Source organism: Mesobacillus foraminis (assembly GCF_004340465.1).
In the GTDB taxonomy this organism is placed as follows: Bacteria; Bacillota; Bacilli; order Bacillales; family Cytobacillaceae; genus Mesobacillus_B; species Mesobacillus_B foraminis.
The window spans coordinates 75,916-95,481 of sequence record NZ_SLVV01000014.1; the positions used below are offsets into that span (position 1 = coordinate 75,916).

A 19,566-nucleotide genomic window follows, 5' to 3' on the forward strand; every position below is an offset into this window, starting at 1 on the left:
ATTGAAAAATAAACTAATGGAATTGAAAAATAAAAGTGGAACTTCGGATAATAAAATGAAGAGTTTGGAAAATAAAATGGCTTTTTGAAAAATAAGAGGGTCAATTTGGAAAATAAAAAGTTCGCTCAGGTCTGGCGGTTGCTGTTTGAAAAATAAACTAATGGAATTGAAAAATAAAAGTGGAACTTCGGATAATAAAATGAAGAGTTTGGAAAATAAAATGGCTTTTTGAAAAATAAGAAGTTCATTTGGAAAATAAAATGGTCGTGCAGGTCCGGTGGATACGGATTGAAAAATAAACTAGTGAAATTGAAAAATAAAAGAGGAGCTTCGGATAATAAAATGAGGAGCTTGGAAAATAAAATGGCTTTTTGAAAAATAAGAAGTTCATTTGGAAAATAAAATGGTCGTGCAGGTCCGGTGGATACGGATTGAAAAATAAACTTGTTGAATTGAAAAATGAAAGAGGAGCTTCGGAAAATTAAATGAGGAGTTTGGAAAATAAGAGGGGATAAAAATGAATGAGCATCCATTCCTAATTGGAAACTGTCTAATTCATGATTGCTTAATGTCAGCTCTCTGAGGAAGATGTTTCCCTCTATTGGTCTAAATCAATTTTGGTTTTCCACAGTTACCCACCTCCACTATCTAGTTTGTTGTGTTTTTCCAATTTGATAACAGGAATTATAAGGGATTGGCCAGTGCGGCTCCTTCATCCAAAATATACAAATGTTCTGAGAAATATAGAGGGAAAATTGAAGGTCCAGATTGAAAACAAATAATGGAATCCGCGTTTTTATTGGTTTTTTAGATCTCATCTAACAAACAATAAGAAGGCAAAGATCTAAGATAAAGGAGAAGATGACATGCCGGAAAAACGTAACTATGGATCTGGAAAAGCTTATGGCAACACAGGCAGCAATAATGAACGTTTTAACAGGAACGAACTAACTAATGCTCAACTTGAGCATGGAAGCTCGGTTGATAAAACGGGTGAAAACATGATTAATGGGGACAACTTGCAGAATCAATCTGGTGAATAACAAAATGTGGGCAGCTGCACTCTGGGCTGCCTTTTATAGGTTGAGCCTGTTATAAAAATGGCCCACTTCTATTTTAAAGGGGACGAACGTTTACATACATTTCCTTCCGTCAGGGTTTGTAATAAATGTGTCTTTTTATAACCGTGGTCGATATCGATGCAAATTATTGATGAGAGAATCTTTTCACGAGACCTGGTATGAATTAATTTTTACACACCGCGAGGTCAAGCTAGCTCAATTATATGAACCGTAACTAGAATATTGGCATCAGCCTGCAGACAAAGTTGGATAGACAGACTAGTCAGCAGGCTTTTTTATGCAGTTGGTACATAAGTGAGATGGATATGGGGGGCGAACCCAAAAAGTAATTTTGTACAAGAAAACAGGCATTCATCTAAACAAAAAAATAACTTACGAATAATGTAAAGTGTTAAATAAAAAGGAGGCATCATATATGAGTAACAGAAGAAATGGAAGAAATAATGCTGACAATGACGTTCGGAATGACGTCGATGTGGATGTGGAGTTAGACGCGGAACTTGATAATCAAGCGGAAGCGGACAATGAGACGGATGTCAGATTAAAAGACCAGAACGTCAACAAAGCGAAAGCGCGTGTTGAGAAAAGCGGAAACTCTAAAATCGAGTTGGATATTCGCGTTGACAGTGATTCACGTGCAAGGGTTCGCTCCAGGGCAAACGCCGATCAAGATCAGGAGCAGGACCAGGATCAGGATCAAGAGCTGGACTAATCCTCTGAAAATACAGCATGATTTGCAGTGGTGGAAAAAGGCTGATGTTGAGTCAGCCTTTTTCTATTGGCAAAACAAAACCTTTTGATCCAGCGATTAGTGATTTATTAAAAATCGCATTTCGTTGAACCGCAATCCACTTTGTTGAGTCTCTTCTTCATCTAAGGACGTCATATTTTAAGAGAATCTAAATTGAAACGCTGAAGGGATTTTATAGGTAAAGAATGAATAACTAATAGAATTTTCCCCAAGGAGGAACGGTATGGATAACAACAGGAATTTGTTCATTTATAAAATATGGTCCCCCATTTATGACTTGTTTTTCAATTCAGGGCCTTTCCTGAAAGCGAGAAGAAGCTTGTTTAAAGATATTCCTTTCAAAGAAGGGAACTCTGTACTATTTATCGGAGTTGGAACGGGGGCGGATCTGGAGCAAATCACTTTGAACAAACTTGCCATCACGGCAATCGATTACTCGGAGGATATGCTGAAACAGGCCAAAAGAAAATTCTCTTCTGACAACATCCTGTTTCTCCAAATGGATGCCCAGCACCTTAAGCTTGCGTCCGAAGAATATGATTATGTAGTGGCCAGTTTGATTCTGACCGTGGTTCCCGACGGTAGGAAAGTGTTCCGTGAAATGGTAAGGGTAACGAAGAAAGGCGGTATGATTTTAATCTTTGATAAATTTGCACCGGAAAACAAAGCTTTGTCCCCTCTGAAAAAATTTCTGCGGCCATTCATCTCTCTTTTAGGAACAGATATAGGGGTCACATTCAAACATCTCTACCAGGACGCACAGGACGATGTTATCATGGTAGAGGACCAGGATCTTCTGTTTAACGGGATGTATCGGAAAATAAGGTTATTAAAGAAGTAAAGGAGGGCTTTTATGAAGAAATTAATTACGATTGCTTTTCTTTTCTATATGATGTTGCCTGCTATGCTGGCCCATGCCCACACAGGACTGGAAACCTCGAATCCAAAGGAAGGAGAGGTTGTATCACAGCAGCTTGAAGAAGTGGTGCTAACCTATGAAACCGTGATTGAATCACTCAGCACCATGGAGCTCGTTAATGCCAAACAAACCAAAATCCCTTTAAACAACCTTACTGTTGAAGGCAACACCATGATGGCAAACCTTGGCCAGGAGCTGGAAAACGGCGCCTATTCCATCAACTGGAAAATCGTCGGGAAGGACGGCCATACCATTGAGGGAAAAGTGAATTTCCAAGTCCAGCTGGAGGGAGATACCGTGGCAGATGAGCCTCAAGATGACAGAGGTCAGGCTGCAGATGAATCGAAAAAACAGGACGAGCCGCAAGATGTGAAAGCGGAAAACGAAGAAGGTAACCTTTTTCAGATTTTAATCATTGGACTTGCCATCGTGCTCGCCGTTTCATTCCTGGTGCTGAGAAAGAAGAAATAACATGAGCATCATTATTGCAGCTTCTGAGTGGCTTACATACATCTTTTTCTCCTTGCTGATGGGTCATGTGGTGTTATCCTTTGTTCCTGAAAACAAGAAACCGGTGCTGAAGGTTTCCAAACACCTGCTCCTGGTCTCCTCATTGGGAATTGTTTTTAGCACCTTTGGACCTGTCCTTCAGGTTGTTTTCTATTTCTATGAAAGTGTTGGAGCAGTCAGAGCCTTCTACGCTGTCCTGACAGACTTTCAGGTAGGGCATGCCTGGCTTGTCATTTCCTGGGTTTGTCTGTTTATGATGATCACCATTTTGTTTAATGGTTCCCGATACCTGAAGTTATTATGGATGGTGATAATGATTCTGGCTGTTGGCTATTCAAGCCATGTCGCCTCTTTATCTTTATGGGAAGGCTGGATGGCCCATTCCCTGCATTTTCTAGGTGTGGTGCTATGGGCCGGGGTTCTTCTTCATATTTCCTGGTTTGCTGCATCTCCGCTGAACTGGCCGGCGTTTGTCAAATGGTTCTCTCCGTTTGCGGCTGCTTGTATGGCAGTCATCCTGACAACCGGGTTCTGGACAATGACCATGGTGGTTGAGGTAAAGGACTATGCAGATTCCTGGGTGTTGTCCTATGGGCAAACCCTGCTGTTGAAGCACATCGTCATTCTGCCGCTTTTGCTGATTGCATTTTCGAACGCGTATCTTTCAAGAAAAAACTCCTACAATCCAAGGAAGACGCTGAAGGCGGAGTCTCTGATTTTCTTGCTGACGATTGGATGTACCGCATTTTTGGGGATTTTGTCTCCACCTCACGATATTGACTTTACAGTGGATTCGGAAGGGGCGTCTCCGTGGGCTGAATACCTGGCCGGAAAATCCATTCAGACACCCGTCAATCTGTCCGTTACGGGGGGGAATGTGTGGGAGGGGGCCAGTCTCCTGATTTTAGGTGCAGGTTTTCTTGGAATGCTGTTCCTTCTTATTAAAAGGGACAAGTCCCATTACCTGACTGTTCTATTCGGCCTTCTTTCAATCATGAGTCTGTATTTTGGATTGAATCGTCTATTTTTATAAGATCTACCTAACAACCCGGGGTTAAGCCTCGGGTTTTGTGCGAACAGCCAACCTGGCTTCCGATTGGGACAACAAAACTTCCACGATTGAAATTATTTAAGTTCCGCTGTTAAAAAGATAGGAGACAACCATCACTATTCCTGATTAATTTGAGTGGGGAATGGTGATTTTTTTGCTATGTAGTTACTAAGATAGAACCCTTGGGACAATGAAAAAAATTTTTTTGTATGTAATCGAACATATATTCGCATATAATAAAAGGGGTAACTAAGTAACTAACTTGAAAGGGATGATAGGAATGGCAATCCGCGATAGAGGGAAGCTGAAATGGCTGCCCGCTCATTTCATGCCTGAACACCGGACGTTCTTGCGTGAAATGCAGCGGGATCAACTTCGGAAAGCCAAACCGCTGATTGATGAGTATGAACTCGAGGATTTTGAACGCCGGATCTGCGAGGCAATGGAGTTCAACCAGAGAGTCGTCATTTCTAAATGGACAGATGGTTTTATCATACAAGAGACCGGCCGTGTCCATTATCTGGACCCGATTCGGAAGGAGATACGGATGGTTTCGGAAGATAGGACTGCGTTTCGGATTGAGTTTGCGGACATCACGGATGTAAAAATACAGGAGTGACCTGGTATACGAACCGCCAAAGAGGAGGCAAAAGGAAGAAGGCTAAAACAGGTGCATCCTAAAAAGTGCGGGTTCTTCCAAGTGTCCGTGAAGGGCTGTCTAAAAGCTGAAACCTTTCCGGGCTTTGTTCCGTATAGGTAAGAAAAGGGGTGCTGTACATGGAAAACACCGTATACTTCGCTGATAATCTTTTTTCAGCTGGCAGAACCGAGATTTATAATCAATCACAGGAGAAGGTGGGAGAACTCAACTTAAAAAGTGCTTTTACTTCAAGCATGAGTGTCGAGAATTCAATGAAGGAAACCGTAGTGGAAGGAGCTTTTCCTTTTTTATCTGGTAAATGGGTGATTACAAAGCCGGACGGAACGGAATTAGGCAAAGTCAGTGCTTCGTTTTCTCTATTTACCAAACGGTATTATTATACGGCCATAGACGGAAGATATGAAATCGAATCTCCTGCTTTTTCGAAGGAATATACCATCCTTAATGAGAAGAAAGAGGAAGTCGCCACCTTTAAAAAAGTAAACGGATTGTTTCAGGCTGCAGCCTACGAATTGAAGAAGATTGCAGGTTCTTTGCTGACAGAAGAACTGATTGGCGTTGTAATGGGTGTGAATGAGATTGAAAAACGCAGGAGAAATTCAAGTGCCGGCAACGGATCAGCAGCAACGTAAATCAATCACCAAGGACTAGAATCAATTAGGCATGCACAAATTTCTAAGAAGAGGGGAATTGCTCTTCTTTTTGTGGCTATGCTACATCCTGCATTTAAACAGTTATGAATTTCCGGCAAACAGCTTTTTTTCCTTATGGTGCCTTGGATATTGGGCAAAAAGCCTCTTCCATTTTCAAAATAGTAAAAGTAGCATGGTGTTAACGAGATTGAACGAAACGGAGAGGCGGATAAGCAATTAAATAAACTTTGGAGGATATGTCTATGTATGTAACGGTATCAGATTTTATTAAGGAATGGTCCAAGGAAGCGATCCTGACTCAAAAAGTATTGGAAGGTTTGACAGATGACTCTTTAAACCAAAAAGTATATTCAGAAGGCAGGACGCTGGGAAGAATTGCCTGGCATTTAACCACAAGCATACCGGAATACTTAGCTGAATTCGGGTTAAATATCAAGGGAGTAGACCATTCAGAGAATGTTCCATCTTCAGCAAAGGAAATTGTTGAAACCTTTATAGAGGTAAGTTCTCGGGCAGCCCAAATCATTGAACACCAATGGACGGATAACTCCCTGGAACAAACCCAGGAAGCATTCGGAAGGCAGGAATCAAATGCTCAAATCCTGATGGGTCTCATCAAGCACATTGTTCATCATCGTGGTCAAATGACCGTTTTAATGCGGCAAGCAGGATTGAAACCGTTTGGGGTTTATGGACCGCCGAAAGAAGATTGGATCCGTTTCGGTGTAGAAAATCCGCCACAATGACGATAAGGATTGTCTCCACCAGCAGGCCCTTTGGGGATATACGAATTTCTACTAACATCATTAAAGCTAATTTTCAGGAGGTTTAGTAATCACCTAAAACTAGCGCTTAAGAATTAAACTGTTTAATTTGAGACTTGAATTTACTGCAAAGCAAAGACCTTAAGCTTATAGGTACCTTATCACAGTAAAGAATTTGTTGATCGTTGTAAGGAGTGATTTACAATGGGGAGGAAGAATCAATTAAATCCGGAGGATCGTATACCAGGAACGGACCAGACAGTGATCGATTTTTGGAGATGGGGTTTTTCCAATATACAAACAAATTCATTGAGAGGGATTTTTGCAGAATTTCTGGTAGGTGCTGCAATTGGTGCACTCCACGAATCGAGAGTGGAATGGGAAAGCTTTGACTTACAGTATAAAGATAAAAAAATAGAAGTTAAATCAGCGGCTTACATTCAGGATTGGTATAGCGGACACCCATCCAAAATCAGCTTTGGCATTGGAGCGAAAAGGGAATATGATTATAAAACTAATAAATATAGCCCTGATGCAAAAAGGAATGCGGATATTTATGTATTTTGTCTTTTGAAAGAAACGAATCCAGAAATCATTAATACACTCGATACTTCTCAGTGGGAATTCTATGTGGTACCTACTCATGATCTCGACCATTGGTATCCTCAGCAAAAAACGATTTCATTATCTTCTCTTGCAAGGATTGCAGAGCCGGTTTCTTACAAGGGCTTGCAGGAAACAATCGAACGTATAATAAAATTTATCTAGACGTTCAGTTAAGAAATTTCTCCAGTTTAAAGAAATTGGTGTTATGCTGCTTACTATCGGGTGTACTTTTCATCTTTTCAGCAAGCTTTCTGACATTCCTGCCGTACTACGGTTCAGTTCGAAAAAGTTATTTAATAGTCCAGCCAACTGTGTAAGGACTGCTATAATAAAACGGCCTCGACGAACCAATCGTCGGGGCCGTTTTATAGTACAGGAATGTACTCTTGATGATTGTGACGAAGCTAATTATTAGTAACTAGCTTCAGAAAAAGGGATTCTTTGCTTAGAAGTAAGTTCATCTGTGGCCAATAGCCGAAGAATATAGTTGAAGGGCCATTCTTTTGGGGAAAATAATATAGCCAGCATGAAAAATGGGGGTTTTATTCCATGGGCATCGTCGGACATTCAATGTTTGATCAGTACAAAGATTTAATATTCTCTTTAAGTGACAATGATGAGGAAACGCTGAAGAGCGAAACGTTTTTGCTGGAGAGGGACGAGAAAAAGCAAATTGAGATTTACTATGCACCTTTTGAGTATATCAATGAAAAGGCCAAAGTAGTCCTTGTCGGGATTACGCCGGGATGGTACCAAATGAGACAATCATTTTCTGCGGTCATGAGTTCGGATCCACAATGGGCCGATGAGAAAATTTTGAACGAGGTAAAAAAGAGGGCGAGCTTTTCGGGTCCCCTGAGGAAAAATTTAATTACAATGTTAGATGAACTTCAATTACAGAACCATCTAGGCGTTACTTCCACCGGAGAGTTATTCGGTGAGGCTAATCATCTCGTACATTTGGTATCGATTCTCTCTTATCCGGTCTTTTATAAAGGGAAAAATTTTAATGGGGCTACCCCCAATATTTTAAAGACAGAGATACTGAAAAAATATGTACTTCAAAATTTCACAAAAGAAATAACCAGTCTTAATCATCCACTCATCATTCCATTAGGTGTGAATGTTTTGAGAGTTCTGTCTGTTCTTGCAGAAAGTGGAGATGTTGATCAAAGACAGATCTTAAAAGGATTTCCGCATCCATCAGGGGGGAATGGCCATCGTCACAGGCTGTTCGCTGAAAATAAAGAAGCCATGAAACAACAGATCGAACAGTATTTCCGAACGTACGGCGGATAATTTAAACCTACTCAGATTCCCTTAATCCCCCCTTTCTTGATGCTAAACCAGTGTTTAGCTTCAGTTCGTTTTAGTTTACAAAATGGAGATGATTAGGTAAGGTTATACGCACGAACACTTTAGACCATCTATAAGTTTTGGATGAAATGAATAGAATCAGGGTGTATTCCTTAAAATAAATACTCATATTGACTAGAGGAGAATTCAACAATGACTACTAAGAAACCAGCACAAGTAACGAATGACTTTCATAAAATCGTAACGGGGCGCCGCTCCATCAAAAATTACGATAAAAATGTAAAAATAAGCCGCGAAGAAATGGAGGAAATTTTAACATTAGCAACACTTGCTCCTTCTTCCGTTAATATGCAGCCATGGCGCTTTCTTGTTATCGAAAGCCCTGAGGGTAAAGCAACACTCGCACCATTGGCTAGTTTCAACCAAAATCAAGTGGAAACCTCATCTGCCGTCATTGCGGTATTTGGCGATTTAAATAATTTTGATAAATTCGAGGACATTTACGGTGCAGCTGTAGAGAAGGGATATATGCCCGCAGAAGTAAAAGAAAACATTCATGCATCCTTTTCCGGCTATTTTGAAAAAATTTCACGTGAAGAGATGAAAGATGTAGTGTTAGTGGATGGAGGCCTTGTTTCCATGCAGCTGATGCTTGCTGCACGCGCCTATGGATACGATACAAACCCGATCGGCGGTTATGAAAAGGACAAAATCGCAGAAGCTTTCGGAATGGACAAAGACCGCTATGTGCCGGTAATGTTAATTTCAATCGGCAAGGCGGCAGACAGCGGACACCAATCTGTTCGCCTCCCAATTGATCACGTTGCACAATGGAAATAAAGAGTGTTATGAAAAAAAGAAGGGTGGATGTCCAATGATTATCATTCATGCAGTCTTTCATATTGACCCGGCAAAGAAGGACCGGTTTCTGGAGGAGATTCAGCCGTTGATTGCTGCCTCAAGAGAAGAAGAGGGGAATATTTCCTATCAGCTGCAAAAAGATACCGAACGTGAACATGTCTATATGATGGTGGAAGTGTGGCAGGATCAGCAAGCAGTGGAGAGCCATAACTCAACAGAACATTTTACGAAGTTTGTTGCTCAGGCAAAAGACTTCCTCACCGCTCCGTTGGATGTGAAAGCATTTGTAGGGCAGCCAGTAAAATTATAGAGTTCAACTTCCTGACAGGGGAGCCCCAAGCAGCATTTGGGGCTCCTCTTTTTTTTGCAGTCTAATTGGAAGGACCGATCCAATCGTTGAAAACCCGGCAGCAAATCGCTGGCGGGCTGCTGTTTTGATAGAATAGATGATCGAAAGCATTCCAATCACAGTTCAGCGTTATTTTTAAATTCTTCGGTATAAAATACGTCCTGGTAATCGCCCCATTTTATCTTTCGTTTAAGATAATCACGAAAGGAATAAGATTCTTTAGTTTGCGGTTCATTGTACAGGGCATTTATAAGGAATTGCAGTCGGGACTGAACCATAAAATAATAACGGTTATTTGTGGACAATACAGGGATTTCAATGACTTTTACCTTCTGTCCAACAACATTTTTGAATTCAAGGCTTTTATACAGCAAATAGATCATCTTCTTTGCAGGAGTTTTTTATAGTATAACCCTTTTTGTTTGCAACGTCTAAATATTTAAAAAATTATGGAGTTAAAAAAATCCAGACTCTAGTTTCGTAGAGTCTGGATAAAGCCTTCGCTTGCAAGCAGGCTGCCAATCTTTCTATGCGAGTCTGGTCTTAAAATCCTGATAGCCAAATTCACGCACGACTTGACAGTCACCATCTTTATGCTGCACGGCAATGGCAGGCAGCGGCATGCCGTTGAATGTGTTGGTTTTCACCATCGAATAGATGGCCATATCTCCAAATACTAATCGGTCGCCGCTCTTCAATGGCTGATCGAATGAATAATCTCCAATTACATCGCCAGTGAGGCAGGTTTGCCCGCCAAGCCGGTAGGTGAAAGGCTTTTCGCCAACTTCGCCTGAACCCAGAAGAGGGGGGCGGTACGGCATTTCCAATACATCAGGCATATGGCAGGTTGCCGAGGTATCAAGGATGGCAATATCGATTCCGTTTTTATGAAGATCCAGAACGGAAGTGATCAGGTAGCCTGCATTAAGCGCGATGGCTTCTCCTGGTTCAAGATAGACTTCTAATCCGTACTTTTCTTGCATTCTCTTAATGCAGGATTCCAGTCTCGGAATATCATAGTCTTCTCGTGTAATATGATGGCCGCCGCCAAAGTTGATCCATTCCATTTGCGGGAGCCATTGTCCAAATCTTTCTTCCACTGCATTCAGCGTTGTCTCTAAATCATCCGAGTTTTGCTGGCAAAGAGTATGGAAGTGAAGTCCGGAGACTCCATCAAGCAAGTCCGGACGAATATCTTCCTGCTTAACACCAAATCTGGAACCTGGTGAACATGGATCATAAATCTCGTGTCCTTCTTGTGTAGAACATTCAGGGTTGATGCGCAGGCCCACCTTTCTGCCGGCCTGCAGAGCTTTATCCTTGAATTTCTCCAGCTGCGAGAAAGAATTAAAGATAATATGGTCGCAAATGGAGATAATTTCGTCCATTTCATCGTCACGGTAGGCAGGGGCAAAGACATGATTTTCTTTACCCATAGCCTCGTGGCCGAGGCGGGCTTCGAATAACCCGCTCGCCGTGGTGCCACTCAAGTATTTTCCAATCAGGGGATACATGGTTGTCATAGAAAATGCTTTTTGTGCCAATACAATTTTGGCTCCTGTGCGCTGCATGACGCCATTCAGGATTTTTAGATTTTTTTCGATGAGTTCTTCATCGACTACATAACAGGGTGTTGGTAATTCCTCAAACCGCATCTTAACGAACGTACTCCGGCTTTTTCGCCTTGGAAGGCTCTTCATCCACCATAACAGGATTAAAGTCTTCTACCCATGGAAGTCCCCATTTATTCAACTCTTCCATGAATGGATCTGGATCGAACTCTTCAATATTGTAAACGCCGGCTTTGTTCCATTTGCCAGTCATAATCATGGCCGCTCCAATCATCGCAGGAACGCCTGTTGTGTAAGAGATAGCTTGAGAGCCAACTTCTTTATAGCACTCCTGGTGGTCACATACATTATAGACATAGTAGGTTTTCTCTTTGCCGTCTTTCTTCCCTTTAAAGATACAGCCAATGTTTGTTTTCCCGACTGTACGAGGTCCAAGTGTTGCCGGATCTGGCAATACTGCCTTCAGGAATTGAAGGGGAATGATTTGCTTTCCTTCAAATTCAATTGGTTCAATCGAAGTCATTCCTACATTTTCAAGGGCTTTCAGGTGAGTAAGGTAGCTTTGCCCAAATGTCATGAAGAAACGGATGCGCTTGAGTCCAGGGATGTTTTCTGCAAGAGATTCAAGCTCCTCATGGTAAAGAAGGTACATATCCTTCTCGCCAACTTCCGGGAAGTTGTAAACGCGCTTGATTTCCATTGGCTCAGTCTCGATCCATTCACCATTTTCCCAATACCGGCCGTTTGCTGATACTTCGCGGATATTGATTTCAGGGTTGAAATTCGTAGCGAATGGATAGCCATGATCTCCGCCATTGCAGTCAAGAATATCAATATATTCAATTTCATCAAAGTAGTGCTTCAGAGCGTAAGCAGAGAAAACACCTGTTACACCAGGGTCAAATCCGCTGCCTAAAAGAGCTGTAATGCCAGCTTTTTCAAAGCGCTCACGGTAATCCCACTGCCATTTGTATTCAAATTTTGCCGTATCTTCCGGCTCATAGTTTGCAGTGTCCATGTAGTGTGTTTTAGTGGCAAGACAAGCATCCATGATGGTTAAGTCCTGGTAAGGCAACGCAAGATTCATAACGATATCCGGTTTTACCTCTTCAATCAGAGCAATTAGTTCATCCACATTATTTGCATCCACTTGTGCAGTGGTAATTTTTGTTTTCCCGCCATCGAGCTTTGCTTTTAGCTCATCACATTTCGATTTTGTACGGCTCGCAATGCAAATTTCTTCAAACACATCACTGTTTTGAACACATTTATGAATGGCAACAGATGCCACTCCGCCGCAGCCAATAACTAGAGCTTTTCCCATAATTTCTATCCCCTTACTAATAGATTTTTAAAAAGAATTTCATCGAATTTCAACGAGGGAGTACCGGCCAGCCTGCAGAGTAACAGGCAAAGGTGATGGTCAGAGCTCATCACAACAAAAAAGCAAGTGCAAACAACGCGTATCCGCGCATCACACTTGCTTTAGATATAATCTTTAATATTAAAAAAGCATATGTATCTCCGTAACAAAAGCAGCCTATACAATAACCAAAAATGTCAGGACTTTTGTAGGAAAGCTCTTTAATATTCAGAATATATCATAAAAGGATCAGAGTCTAATAGCAAATAATTACTTTTTCCACTCTTATTGACCGTTTCACAAGTTGATGTGCAAAAATGCACTGGTTGTAAAGTAACCAACTTATAAAATTTGAGCTTTTAACTCAATCAATAAGGCAACTAAAGTTGCCAATCGGCATTTGACCCGGCTGTCCGTATGGCCTTAACTTCCTGAAGGGAAGTGATCAAAAATTATCTGCTTGGAAAGATCCAGTTATCTCGAATAAGTAGCTTTCCAATTTACGCAGTTTTTATAATAACACAAACAATCTAGATAGCAATAGAAAATTTTATTTTTCTTAAAAAAAACGACAGGATTAGACAAGCCTGTTTGCTTGAAGGGAAGTTTTCCGCTTGCAGCCTCACTTTTTCATGCAGGTAAGACAGGGGAACATCGGCAGCTGGGGAAGAAATCGTTAGTGATGGAAAGGGGGTCTTGTATTACTCCTTTAGATATATACGACGAAAAACCCCCAGTCAAAGAATGACAGGGGGATAATGGTGAAAGGTTATTTAAAGTTACATATAATCATGGACAGAATCATCGAAATAGAGCCAGTGATAATATTCAATCTGTGTATCAGTCATTTCGGAAATTTCTTTTTCATTAAATTTCTTTTTTTCTAATAAATTTTTCACTTTGAAATTTCTTTCAACTCGGCTCATAATAAATCCTCCCTTATGTATGAAAAGCAGCGAAGTGGCTGCTATTTGAAAACGCTTCCCTTTTGTTATTTTTATTATACATCTCAAAACGAGATTAAAACAATATCAAATTGAGAATGTTTTTTAAAAATTTATATTATTGTCCAAGATTAGAGGTGCTAAGGCTGATACAAGGGAAACCAGGGCCGGGGAAGCATTGCTGCAAGGGTAGATGGAATCAATGGTAACCAATGAAACCTTGCAGCGAAGCTTTTTTATCATTTTTTACAGCAGGGCTTTTTTACATGTTCATTTAAAGCATGGGAAATCCCAGGTGGAAAAAATTACATATTTACTGCTTCGAGCAGGGGCGGCGTGATATATTTTAGACAGGAAGTGTTCATTTAAGGGAGGGAGTAAGAATGGAACATGAAATAAAAGGCGTAATCAGGGAGTGTGACCTTGCCATTAAGCAGGAAGATTTTGATGCATTGATGGACTACTATTGTGAGGACGCGATTTTAGTAGTCAAACCTGGAAGAATTGCACGGGGTAAACAGGAAATTAAAGATGCATTTATAAAAATTTCCCAATATTTTCATAACAGCCTTGTACCAACACAGGGAGAGATGCTGATTTTAGAAGCTGGCGACACTGCCTTGGTTCTTTCCCAGACCCTTCTGGACGCAGAACAAAATGAACAAGGGTTCTCAATGGATAGAAGAGCTACATATGTTTTCAAGAAAAACTCACAGGGCAAATGGCTGTGTGCCATTGACAATTCATATGGCACGGATTTAATTAATACACTATAAGATTTTTTAAAATAAAGAAAAAGGGGCTCCATGTTGGTTCAGGAGCTCCCTTGTTTACTCTATTTAGAAGAGTGGTGTCTTTTTTAGGATACGAAAACAAAACCACAAAAAAGAGGGGTATGACTCCCCCCGCAATGTTTGATAAGAAATGGACTCTCTCAATTTATGTACGAAAAGATGAATGGTTAAATTATTGTTTTCCTGCCTGGTTCATTGCTTTATGGATGATTTCAACCACAAACGGATCCCGATTTTCCAATTCATTCAGGGTGACAGACCCATTCATTAAACTGTCGCAAATCTCATTGATATCTTCTTGAGCGGACACTGGGACTAGGTTCCAGGTCATCATTTTTTGAAGTTCATTTGCAACTCGTGTTTCCTGGGTCAATAAAAACACAACCTTTCCGGAGATAGTTCATATAGTGTTTGTTTACAGAGGTTTTTTATTCACGTGGATGTTTCTTGGTTTTTACTGTTCATGTAAAGGGGCTGAAGCAGAAGATTAGGTGGTGCAGCATCTTAGCTATCGAAGTTAAGAAGGAAAACCAAATGCATGGACAGAAATATAACATTAAATAATCAAGTAGAAAGCAGGACATTTATGGATTTACAATTTCTATTTCAAGAACCCATTATAGAAATCCAGGAATTAAGCCCTGGATATGAAGATCATGCCTGCGATGTATAGTTGGTTAAAACAGATAAACAAGAGGCAGTTGTTCGTTCTTCTAGACTTACAGGAGAGCCTGATAATGATTTTTGGTGGGGATGTAAAAAGCTGTTTGGAATTGATCCAAGGAAAGTGTATGAATTAGAAAAGGTTAACAACCTTTTAAACGACATAACCTCAATCCCAGTTCCTAAAATAATAGATAAGGGAGATGCTTTCTCAAGAGAATTTATTGTTGTGGATAAGTTGAACGGTGAAGTAGTGAAAACATTTATAGGACAGCCATCCACAGTATTACAGAGCCTTGGTGAAGGATTGGCCAGGATCCACCAGTACAAAGTAAGCTACGTTGGAAAACCCTCCGGAGATTTTAAAATAAGGCAGGAAGAGTTTCATCAACATTTAATTGATACAATGACTGAAATGGTATCTAGATTTTACGATAAACAGCTTCAAATAAAAAGGAAGCTTGCTGAGATAAATAACTTGGTACATGGATTACCCGCCCCTGAATATTCCACATTTGTTTTAGTTGATATGGATCCTACACAATTTTTAACAAATGGTAAAATAATAACGGGGTTGGTCGATACGGAGGCATATGTGATGGCTCCGAGAGAGCTGGACTTTATAGGCCTTGAATATGTTCTGGATGAAAAATCTGAACAGAATTTTAAGCATGGCTACGAAAAGGTTATGGAAATTCCAGATCTGACAAAATGCAGGATCCCTTATCGATACTTATATCGTTTATTGGGGCGGAGGTTCGGATGCGGCCTATACTTCCATAGAGAATGTGCCAACAGTGGACGGAATGGGTCCGCTTGGGGAATTTTCCCACAGTGAGACGGATGAATATGTGGATCTATCATCTTTCCCTAAGCGTACAGCCCTCCTGGCCAAAACAATTGAACGTTTAAGCAAGGTACATTAGGGTCAAAATGATCTCGTAGAAGAAGAATCAGGTCATCAAGTGAATAATACTCATTGGTTGCTAATAGTGATTTTAGGAAGTGTGAAGGAAGTCCCTTTGCACTTCTTTTATTTTTACTGAAGTTAGAATTCAATTATATCACCAATATCACCTTTGTTGTTTTAAAGGAATATTGCATAGAAAAGAAGCCAAAGGGGGTTTCTTTAAAAGCGGAATTGAATCAGTAAGGTAATATCCGTTGGTAAGCCCCTAATTAGAAAGCCGAGCGTGGGAAGTGGCCAGCTAGAAAAAGTAAGCTATCTAGTTAAAAAAGCATTTAGATAAAAAATGGGAATTCCTGTTCTTAAGTAAAGATTCCCCTCCAGTCAGCTGACTCTGAGGGGCTTTTCATTTCGGGGATGCTGATTGCTTCTTGAAGAAGACTCCTTTTGTAAAGCCACCAGTAAGATCATTCCAATGATGCAAGCCGTACCAGCCCATTGAAAAATACCAAAGGGTTCTTTTAACCAAAAGACCGTTGTCAAAACGGCAGCCAGCGGCTCCAGGCTGCCAAGAAGACTCGATTCTTTAGGAAGCAGACTTTGTAAACTTTCGATATAGAACCAAAATGCAAACATCGTGCCGAATAGGATAACGAACAGTAAAGATAAATAAGCTTCGAGAGTGAAGACGCTAACATCTATTTGCCAGGGCGGATGAATCAGGCTTAATGCAGAACCGCCTATAATCATTGCCCATCCCACAATGACCAGTGAATCGTATTGCTTCAGTAAAGGAACGGCATACAGGGTATAAAAAGCCAGGGCTACTCCCGATAATACACCCCAGATAATTGCAGCTGACGGCACAGATATTTGAGAGAGTGAACCGTTTGTTAATAAGAAAAAACAGCCAATTAGGGCAAGGGAAACAATCAACAGGTCCTGTGGTGTCAGAACACTTTGTTTGCGCACTAGTAAATAAACGATAATCATGACAGGTGCCAAATACTGCAGGAGCGTTGCTACCGCAGCGTTTCCGTGTTCGATGGACGCCATATAGGTATACTGAACCGCAAGCATGCCGAATAATCCGTAGATCATCAATTGAATGGCTGTCCTTCGAGATTTCCAAACACCAAGTATCTGGGAACGGTCTTTTCCGAAAAACTGAAGTGCTAAAAGCAAAACACCAGCAATTAGTAGCCGGACCGTTACCAGCCAATCGACATCCACCTGATACTGTTGAAAAAGTTTCTTCGCAACAGTGCCGCCGATTCCCCAAAATACCGCTCCAGTTATAACAAGAAAGATCCCCTTCCGTCTGTTCATGATTGATTCTCCACCTTTAAATATAAAAATCGTGTTACGATAGTTTAATAATAAGTGGAAAATCGCTAAATTAATACCTGAATCGAATGAAAAGTAAAAGGATATTGAGGTAGCCGATATGCAAATTAAAAATTTTATAGTAGATAAAAGTTTAAAAGAACTAACTCAACATCGTACCATGGTATTTCCGATTGCATGTTACGAAACAACAATTAACCAAAATAAAAACGGATATATCCCGCTTCATTGGCATGATGAATTTCAGTTTGTTCTCGTTATGAAAGGTGAAGCGATTTTTCAGATAAATGAGGAAAAATTGACTGTTCAAGAAGGCGAAGGGCTATTTATTAACAGTGGCAGCCTGCACATGGCCAGAGATGAAGTTCAATCAGGTTGTACGTATATATGTCTAAATGTCGTTCCTCGTTTCATTTTATCACAAGAACTTTATACCACCTTTGTAACCCCCTATATCCAGGCAACAAATATACCTTTTTTGCACTTGCTGCCCAGTGAGCTTTGGGGCGCCAATATTTTAGGTTCTATTCTCAAAATCAATCAATTGATCAAACAACATTCACCTTATTATGAAATTGACATCTGCGTTATCTTATCATTAATGTGGAAGAACCTAATTAGAAATGGTTTTAAATTAGAATATGAACAGGCCGAGTTATCAAAGAGTCATCGAATGAAGCAGATGTTAAATTGGATACATCTTCACTATGCCGAGAAAATCCTATTGGAAGATATTGCACGAGCTGGTCATTTAAGCCGTTCCGAATGCTGTCGTTACTTCAAGCGCATGTTGAAAATAACCCCTTTGAATTACGTAAACGATTATCGCATTCAAAAAAGTTTGATTTTATTGCAGCAACCAGAATCAAATGTCACAGAAGTGGGCTATCGAGTAGGCTTCAACAGCACAAGCTATTTCATTGATCGGTTCCGGAAGTCGATGAACATGACCCCATTCGCCTATAAAAAGGCTCTGTTATAAGAACTATGTTGATAGTTATACTCCTGTAAATTCAGGGGTATAATCAATTGCAATCGTATGAATGGTTGTCCGTGAATGCCGAAGATTTCCTTAACTTTCTTCAATATAACTCAAGGTTCGATAAACTGCATCAATAGCAAATCGATGATGGGTTGGAGCGTTCTATTTTCCCTTCTTTTGCTCCAACTTATGTGATCGATGAACATCATATGCTAGAGGATGACAGGTTGTAATGACGACACAAGTGTTAAACAAACCCTAACCCCAATCCCATTAAGTTTTTGCCTAATCCTATCAAAAAACTTTCTCGCTCGGCTAATATCAAGTAATATTAAATCATCTTAGATGAAGGGAAAAGGAGATTGATACATGTCTGTGACAATCGACAAGCAGTATGAATTAGGCAAACTTATAGAACGTTATACAGGTCAGAATGGTGTCCATGTTACCTCTATCCCATCATTATTTCTCATTCGTGAATCCATAATCACTGAACCTATCTCCAGAGTGAACGAGCCGTCCTTTTGTATTATCGTCCAAGGAGAGAAGGAGGTTATGTTGGGAGAGGAAATTTTCAGGTATGGTTCTGGTAATTACATTGTTGCATCCGTCGATTTGCCAGTAACAGGGCAAGTTATAAAAGCCTCACCTGATTCTCCCTATTTAGCACTCAAACTTGAATTTACACCGAGCGAAATTTTAGAGGCTGTAAGTAATACAGAAATTCAAACTGCAAAGAGAAAAAATCCGAAACGGGCGATGTTTATTAGCGAAGTGGAGCCATTTTTGCTGGATGCAGTAACCAGATTAGCTTTTTTACTGGACAATCCGAAACATATTCCGATCCTTGCACCATTATTTAAGAAAGAAATACTTTATTGGATTTTACAAGGTCCGCACGGAGAAGCCCTGGAGCAAATGGCGTTAGAAGGCAGCCATGCCAGCCGAATAAGAAATGTAATCGAGCATATCATTAATAACTATGAAAAGTCCTTTCGAATAGAGGATCTAGCGGAAATAGCGAATATGAGTGCCGCTTCGTTTCATCGGTATTTTAAAGAGATAACTGCTATGAGTCCAATTCAGTTTCAAAAACAATTGAGATTGCAGGAAGCCAGGCGTTTGTTATTGGCTGAATCATCAGATGTTGCGGATGTCGCATTCAGAGTGGGTTACGAAAGCCAATCTCAATTCAGTCGGGAATATTCCCGCATGTTTGGTTTCTCACCTAGAGCGGATATAAACCGACTGAAAGAGAACCGCATTTAAATGAACAAAGTGATTGAATAACTAAATAAGTAGATGCTTTAATTTGATTTAATTTCATCGAGTTAAAGTAGAATTTAATGAATAAAACAGCCAGACATTTTCTGGCTGCTTTTTTGTTTAACTATCAACAAATACAAAAAAAGGGAGCAGATGGCGAAAGCCGCTGCTCCCTTCTATTCGAATTTATTCTTTGGTCAAAGGT

General features: G+C 40.4%; 24 protein-coding genes and 1 pseudogene. 18 read left to right on the top strand and 7 right to left on the bottom strand.

Features of this window, described 5'->3' with window-relative positions:
- Window positions 1-866: 866 nt before the first annotated feature.
- From EV146_RS27270 to EV146_RS23020, 12 genes are all read left to right on the top strand, one after another.
- Window positions 867-1,043, top strand: coding sequence for a hypothetical protein (locus EV146_RS27270; protein ID WP_158287184.1), 177 nt, complete (start codon window positions 867-869; stop codon window positions 1,041-1,043).
- A 454-nt stretch (window positions 1,044-1,497) separates the two neighbouring features.
- Complete coding sequence (locus EV146_RS22970; protein WP_132011079.1) at window positions 1,498-1,794, top strand: hypothetical protein; 297 nt, start codon at window positions 1,498-1,500, stop codon at window positions 1,792-1,794.
- Window positions 1,795-2,056: 262 nt separating this feature from the next.
- On the top strand, window positions 2,057-2,674 hold the full coding sequence (locus EV146_RS22975) for a class I SAM-dependent methyltransferase (RefSeq protein WP_132011080.1): 618 nt from the start codon (window positions 2,057-2,059) through the stop codon (window positions 2,672-2,674).
- A gap of 12 nt (window positions 2,675-2,686) precedes the next feature.
- Complete coding sequence (locus EV146_RS22980; protein WP_132011081.1) at window positions 2,687-3,223, top strand: copper resistance CopC family protein; 537 nt, start codon at window positions 2,687-2,689, stop codon at window positions 3,221-3,223.
- Window position 3,224: 1 nt separating this feature from the next.
- Window positions 3,225-4,295, top strand: coding sequence for a copper resistance D family protein (locus EV146_RS22985; protein WP_132011082.1), 1,071 nt, complete (start codon window positions 3,225-3,227; stop codon window positions 4,293-4,295).
- Window positions 4,296-4,593: 298 nt separating this feature from the next.
- A complete protein-coding gene (locus EV146_RS22990; protein WP_158287185.1) occupies window positions 4,594-4,932 on the top strand; it encodes a YolD-like family protein in 339 nt (112 codons plus the stop codon).
- A 158-nt stretch (window positions 4,933-5,090) separates the two neighbouring features.
- On the top strand, window positions 5,091-5,606 hold the full coding sequence (locus EV146_RS22995) for an LURP-one-related/scramblase family protein (RefSeq protein ID WP_132011084.1): 516 nt from the start codon (window positions 5,091-5,093) through the stop codon (window positions 5,604-5,606).
- A gap of 263 nt (window positions 5,607-5,869) precedes the next feature.
- Complete coding sequence (locus EV146_RS23000) at window positions 5,870-6,373, top strand: DinB family protein (protein ID WP_132011085.1); 504 nt, start codon at window positions 5,870-5,872, stop codon at window positions 6,371-6,373.
- 222 nt (window positions 6,374-6,595) lie between these two features.
- On the top strand, window positions 6,596-7,159 hold the full coding sequence (locus EV146_RS23005; RefSeq protein ID WP_132011086.1) for a hypothetical protein: 564 nt from the start codon (window positions 6,596-6,598) through the stop codon (window positions 7,157-7,159).
- A 387-nt stretch (window positions 7,160-7,546) separates the two neighbouring features.
- Window positions 7,547-8,296, top strand: a complete 750-nt coding sequence (locus EV146_RS23010; RefSeq protein ID WP_132011087.1) for a hypothetical protein — start codon at window positions 7,547-7,549, stop codon at window positions 8,294-8,296.
- 210 nt (window positions 8,297-8,506) lie between these two features.
- Window positions 8,507-9,154, top strand: a complete 648-nt coding sequence (locus EV146_RS23015) for a nitroreductase family protein (RefSeq protein ID WP_132011088.1) — start codon at window positions 8,507-8,509, stop codon at window positions 9,152-9,154.
- Between the two features lie 34 nt (window positions 9,155-9,188).
- The gene (locus EV146_RS23020; RefSeq protein ID WP_132011089.1) at window positions 9,189-9,485 is read left to right on the top strand and encodes a putative quinol monooxygenase; all 297 of its coding nucleotides are present in this window, start codon (window positions 9,189-9,191) and stop codon (window positions 9,483-9,485) included.
- A 3-nt stretch (window positions 9,486-9,488) separates the two neighbouring features.
- Here EV146_RS23020 and EV146_RS27275 read toward each other — a convergent pair whose 3' ends face one another.
- The 5 genes from EV146_RS27275 to EV146_RS23040 form a co-directional block, all read right to left on the bottom strand.
- On the bottom strand, window positions 9,489-9,644 hold the full coding sequence (locus EV146_RS27275) for a hypothetical protein (RefSeq protein ID WP_199232712.1): 156 nt from the start codon (window positions 9,642-9,644) through the stop codon (window positions 9,489-9,491).
- Complete coding sequence (locus EV146_RS23025) at window positions 9,641-9,898, bottom strand: DUF2535 family protein (protein WP_132011090.1); 258 nt, start codon at window positions 9,896-9,898, stop codon at window positions 9,641-9,643. Before EV146_RS23025 ends, EV146_RS27275 begins: the two co-directional genes overlap by 4 nt.
- Window positions 9,899-10,051: 153 nt before the next feature.
- Window positions 10,052-11,179 carry a carboxynorspermidine decarboxylase gene (gene nspC, locus EV146_RS23030; protein WP_132011091.1) on the bottom strand — a complete coding sequence of 376 codons (1,128 nt, stop codon included), beginning with the start codon at window positions 11,177-11,179 and terminating at the stop codon, window positions 10,052-10,054.
- Between the two features lies 1 nt (window position 11,180).
- Entirely contained in the window at window positions 11,181-12,419 is a 1,239-nt protein-coding gene (locus EV146_RS23035; protein ID WP_121612578.1) for a saccharopine dehydrogenase family protein, read from the bottom strand.
- An 818-nt stretch (window positions 12,420-13,237) separates the two neighbouring features.
- A complete protein-coding gene (locus EV146_RS23040) occupies window positions 13,238-13,384 on the bottom strand; it encodes a BH0509 family protein (RefSeq protein WP_121612579.1) in 147 nt (48 codons plus the stop codon).
- 211 nt (window positions 13,385-13,595) lie between these two features.
- On the opposite strand from EV146_RS23040, the gene EV146_RS27280 reads away from it, so the two are divergent.
- Together EV146_RS27280 and EV146_RS23045 are read left to right on the top strand one after the other, a co-directional pair.
- Window positions 13,596-13,742: a hypothetical protein gene (locus tag EV146_RS27280; RefSeq protein WP_158287187.1), complete on the top strand. Its 147-nt coding sequence runs from the start codon at window positions 13,596-13,598 to the stop codon at window positions 13,740-13,742.
- Window positions 13,743-13,785: 43 nt separating this feature from the next.
- Window positions 13,786-14,178, top strand: coding sequence for a YybH family protein (locus EV146_RS23045; protein WP_132011092.1), 393 nt, complete (start codon window positions 13,786-13,788; stop codon window positions 14,176-14,178).
- Window positions 14,179-14,368: 190 nt separating this feature from the next.
- Here the strand turns inward: EV146_RS23045 and EV146_RS23050 are convergent, their stop codons facing one another.
- The gene (locus EV146_RS23050; protein WP_132011093.1) at window positions 14,369-14,569 is read right to left on the bottom strand and encodes a hypothetical protein; all 201 of its coding nucleotides are present in this window, start codon (window positions 14,567-14,569) and stop codon (window positions 14,369-14,371) included.
- Window positions 14,570-14,782: 213 nt separating this feature from the next.
- Between EV146_RS23050 and EV146_RS23055 the strand changes: the two are divergent.
- Together EV146_RS23055 and EV146_RS28025 are read left to right on the top strand one after the other, a co-directional pair.
- Window positions 14,783-15,697: pseudogene (locus tag EV146_RS23055) on the top strand (phosphotransferase family protein).
- Window positions 15,666-15,785 carry a hypothetical protein gene (locus EV146_RS28025; protein WP_241994029.1) on the top strand — a complete coding sequence of 40 codons (120 nt, stop codon included), beginning with the start codon at window positions 15,666-15,668 and terminating at the stop codon, window positions 15,783-15,785. The pseudogene EV146_RS23055 and the gene EV146_RS28025 overlap by 32 nt, the downstream one beginning before the upstream one ends.
- 365 nt (window positions 15,786-16,150) lie before the next feature.
- Here EV146_RS28025 and EV146_RS23065 read toward each other — a convergent pair whose 3' ends face one another.
- Complete coding sequence (locus tag EV146_RS23065) at window positions 16,151-17,095, bottom strand: EamA family transporter (RefSeq protein WP_132011094.1); 945 nt, start codon at window positions 17,093-17,095, stop codon at window positions 16,151-16,153.
- Between the two features lie 124 nt (window positions 17,096-17,219).
- Between EV146_RS23065 and EV146_RS23070 the strand changes: the two genes are divergently transcribed.
- Window positions 17,220-18,095: an AraC family transcriptional regulator gene (locus tag EV146_RS23070; protein WP_241994030.1), complete on the top strand. Its 876-nt coding sequence runs from the start codon at window positions 17,220-17,222 to the stop codon at window positions 18,093-18,095.
- A 369-nt stretch (window positions 18,096-18,464) separates the two neighbouring features.
- Window positions 18,465-19,364, top strand: coding sequence for an AraC family transcriptional regulator (locus EV146_RS23075; RefSeq protein WP_132011096.1), 900 nt, complete (start codon window positions 18,465-18,467; stop codon window positions 19,362-19,364).
- The last annotated feature ends 202 nt before the right edge of the window (window positions 19,365-19,566 follow it).

What these genes read in the sequence shown, in the direction of transcription:
- EV146_RS22970 (WP_132011079.1), top strand. Translation starts at nt 1,498, where the DNA reads ATGAGTAACAGAAGAAATGGAAGAAATAATGCTGACAATGACGTTCGG.
- EV146_RS23040 (WP_121612579.1), bottom strand. Translation starts at nt 13,384, where the DNA reads ATGAGCCGAGTTGAAAGAAATTTCAAAGTGAAAAATTTATTAGAAAAA.
- nspC (WP_132011091.1), bottom strand. Translation starts at nt 11,179, where the DNA reads ATGCGGTTTGAGGAATTACCAACACCCTGTTATGTAGTCGATGAAGAA.
- EV146_RS27270 (WP_158287184.1), top strand. Translation starts at nt 867, where the DNA reads ATGCCGGAAAAACGTAACTATGGATCTGGAAAAGCTTATGGCAACACA.
- EV146_RS28025 (WP_241994029.1), top strand. Translation starts at nt 15,666, where the DNA reads ATGGGTCCGCTTGGGGAATTTTCCCACAGTGAGACGGATGAATATGTG.
- EV146_RS22995 (WP_132011084.1), top strand. Translation starts at nt 5,091, where the DNA reads ATGGAAAACACCGTATACTTCGCTGATAATCTTTTTTCAGCTGGCAGA.
- EV146_RS22980 (WP_132011081.1), top strand. Translation starts at nt 2,687, where the DNA reads ATGAAGAAATTAATTACGATTGCTTTTCTTTTCTATATGATGTTGCCT.
- EV146_RS23075 (WP_132011096.1), top strand. Translation starts at nt 18,465, where the DNA reads ATGTCTGTGACAATCGACAAGCAGTATGAATTAGGCAAACTTATAGAA.
- EV146_RS23045 (WP_132011092.1), top strand. Translation starts at nt 13,786, where the DNA reads ATGGAACATGAAATAAAAGGCGTAATCAGGGAGTGTGACCTTGCCATT.
- EV146_RS23065 (WP_132011094.1), bottom strand. Translation starts at nt 17,095, where the DNA reads ATGAACAGACGGAAGGGGATCTTTCTTGTTATAACTGGAGCGGTATTT.
- EV146_RS27280 (WP_158287187.1), top strand. Translation starts at nt 13,596, where the DNA reads ATGGAATCAATGGTAACCAATGAAACCTTGCAGCGAAGCTTTTTTATC.
- EV146_RS23020 (WP_132011089.1), top strand. Translation starts at nt 9,189, where the DNA reads ATGATTATCATTCATGCAGTCTTTCATATTGACCCGGCAAAGAAGGAC.
- EV146_RS23000 (WP_132011085.1), top strand. Translation starts at nt 5,870, where the DNA reads ATGTATGTAACGGTATCAGATTTTATTAAGGAATGGTCCAAGGAAGCG.
- EV146_RS22985 (WP_132011082.1), top strand. Translation starts at nt 3,225, where the DNA reads ATGAGCATCATTATTGCAGCTTCTGAGTGGCTTACATACATCTTTTTC.
- EV146_RS23010 (WP_132011087.1), top strand. Translation starts at nt 7,547, where the DNA reads ATGGGCATCGTCGGACATTCAATGTTTGATCAGTACAAAGATTTAATA.
- EV146_RS23005 (WP_132011086.1), top strand. Translation starts at nt 6,596, where the DNA reads ATGGGGAGGAAGAATCAATTAAATCCGGAGGATCGTATACCAGGAACG.
- EV146_RS23015 (WP_132011088.1), top strand. Translation starts at nt 8,507, where the DNA reads ATGACTACTAAGAAACCAGCACAAGTAACGAATGACTTTCATAAAATC.
- EV146_RS23035 (WP_121612578.1), bottom strand. Translation starts at nt 12,419, where the DNA reads ATGGGAAAAGCTCTAGTTATTGGCTGCGGCGGAGTGGCATCTGTTGCC.
- EV146_RS22990 (WP_158287185.1), top strand. Translation starts at nt 4,594, where the DNA reads ATGGCAATCCGCGATAGAGGGAAGCTGAAATGGCTGCCCGCTCATTTC.
- EV146_RS22975 (WP_132011080.1), top strand. Translation starts at nt 2,057, where the DNA reads ATGGATAACAACAGGAATTTGTTCATTTATAAAATATGGTCCCCCATT.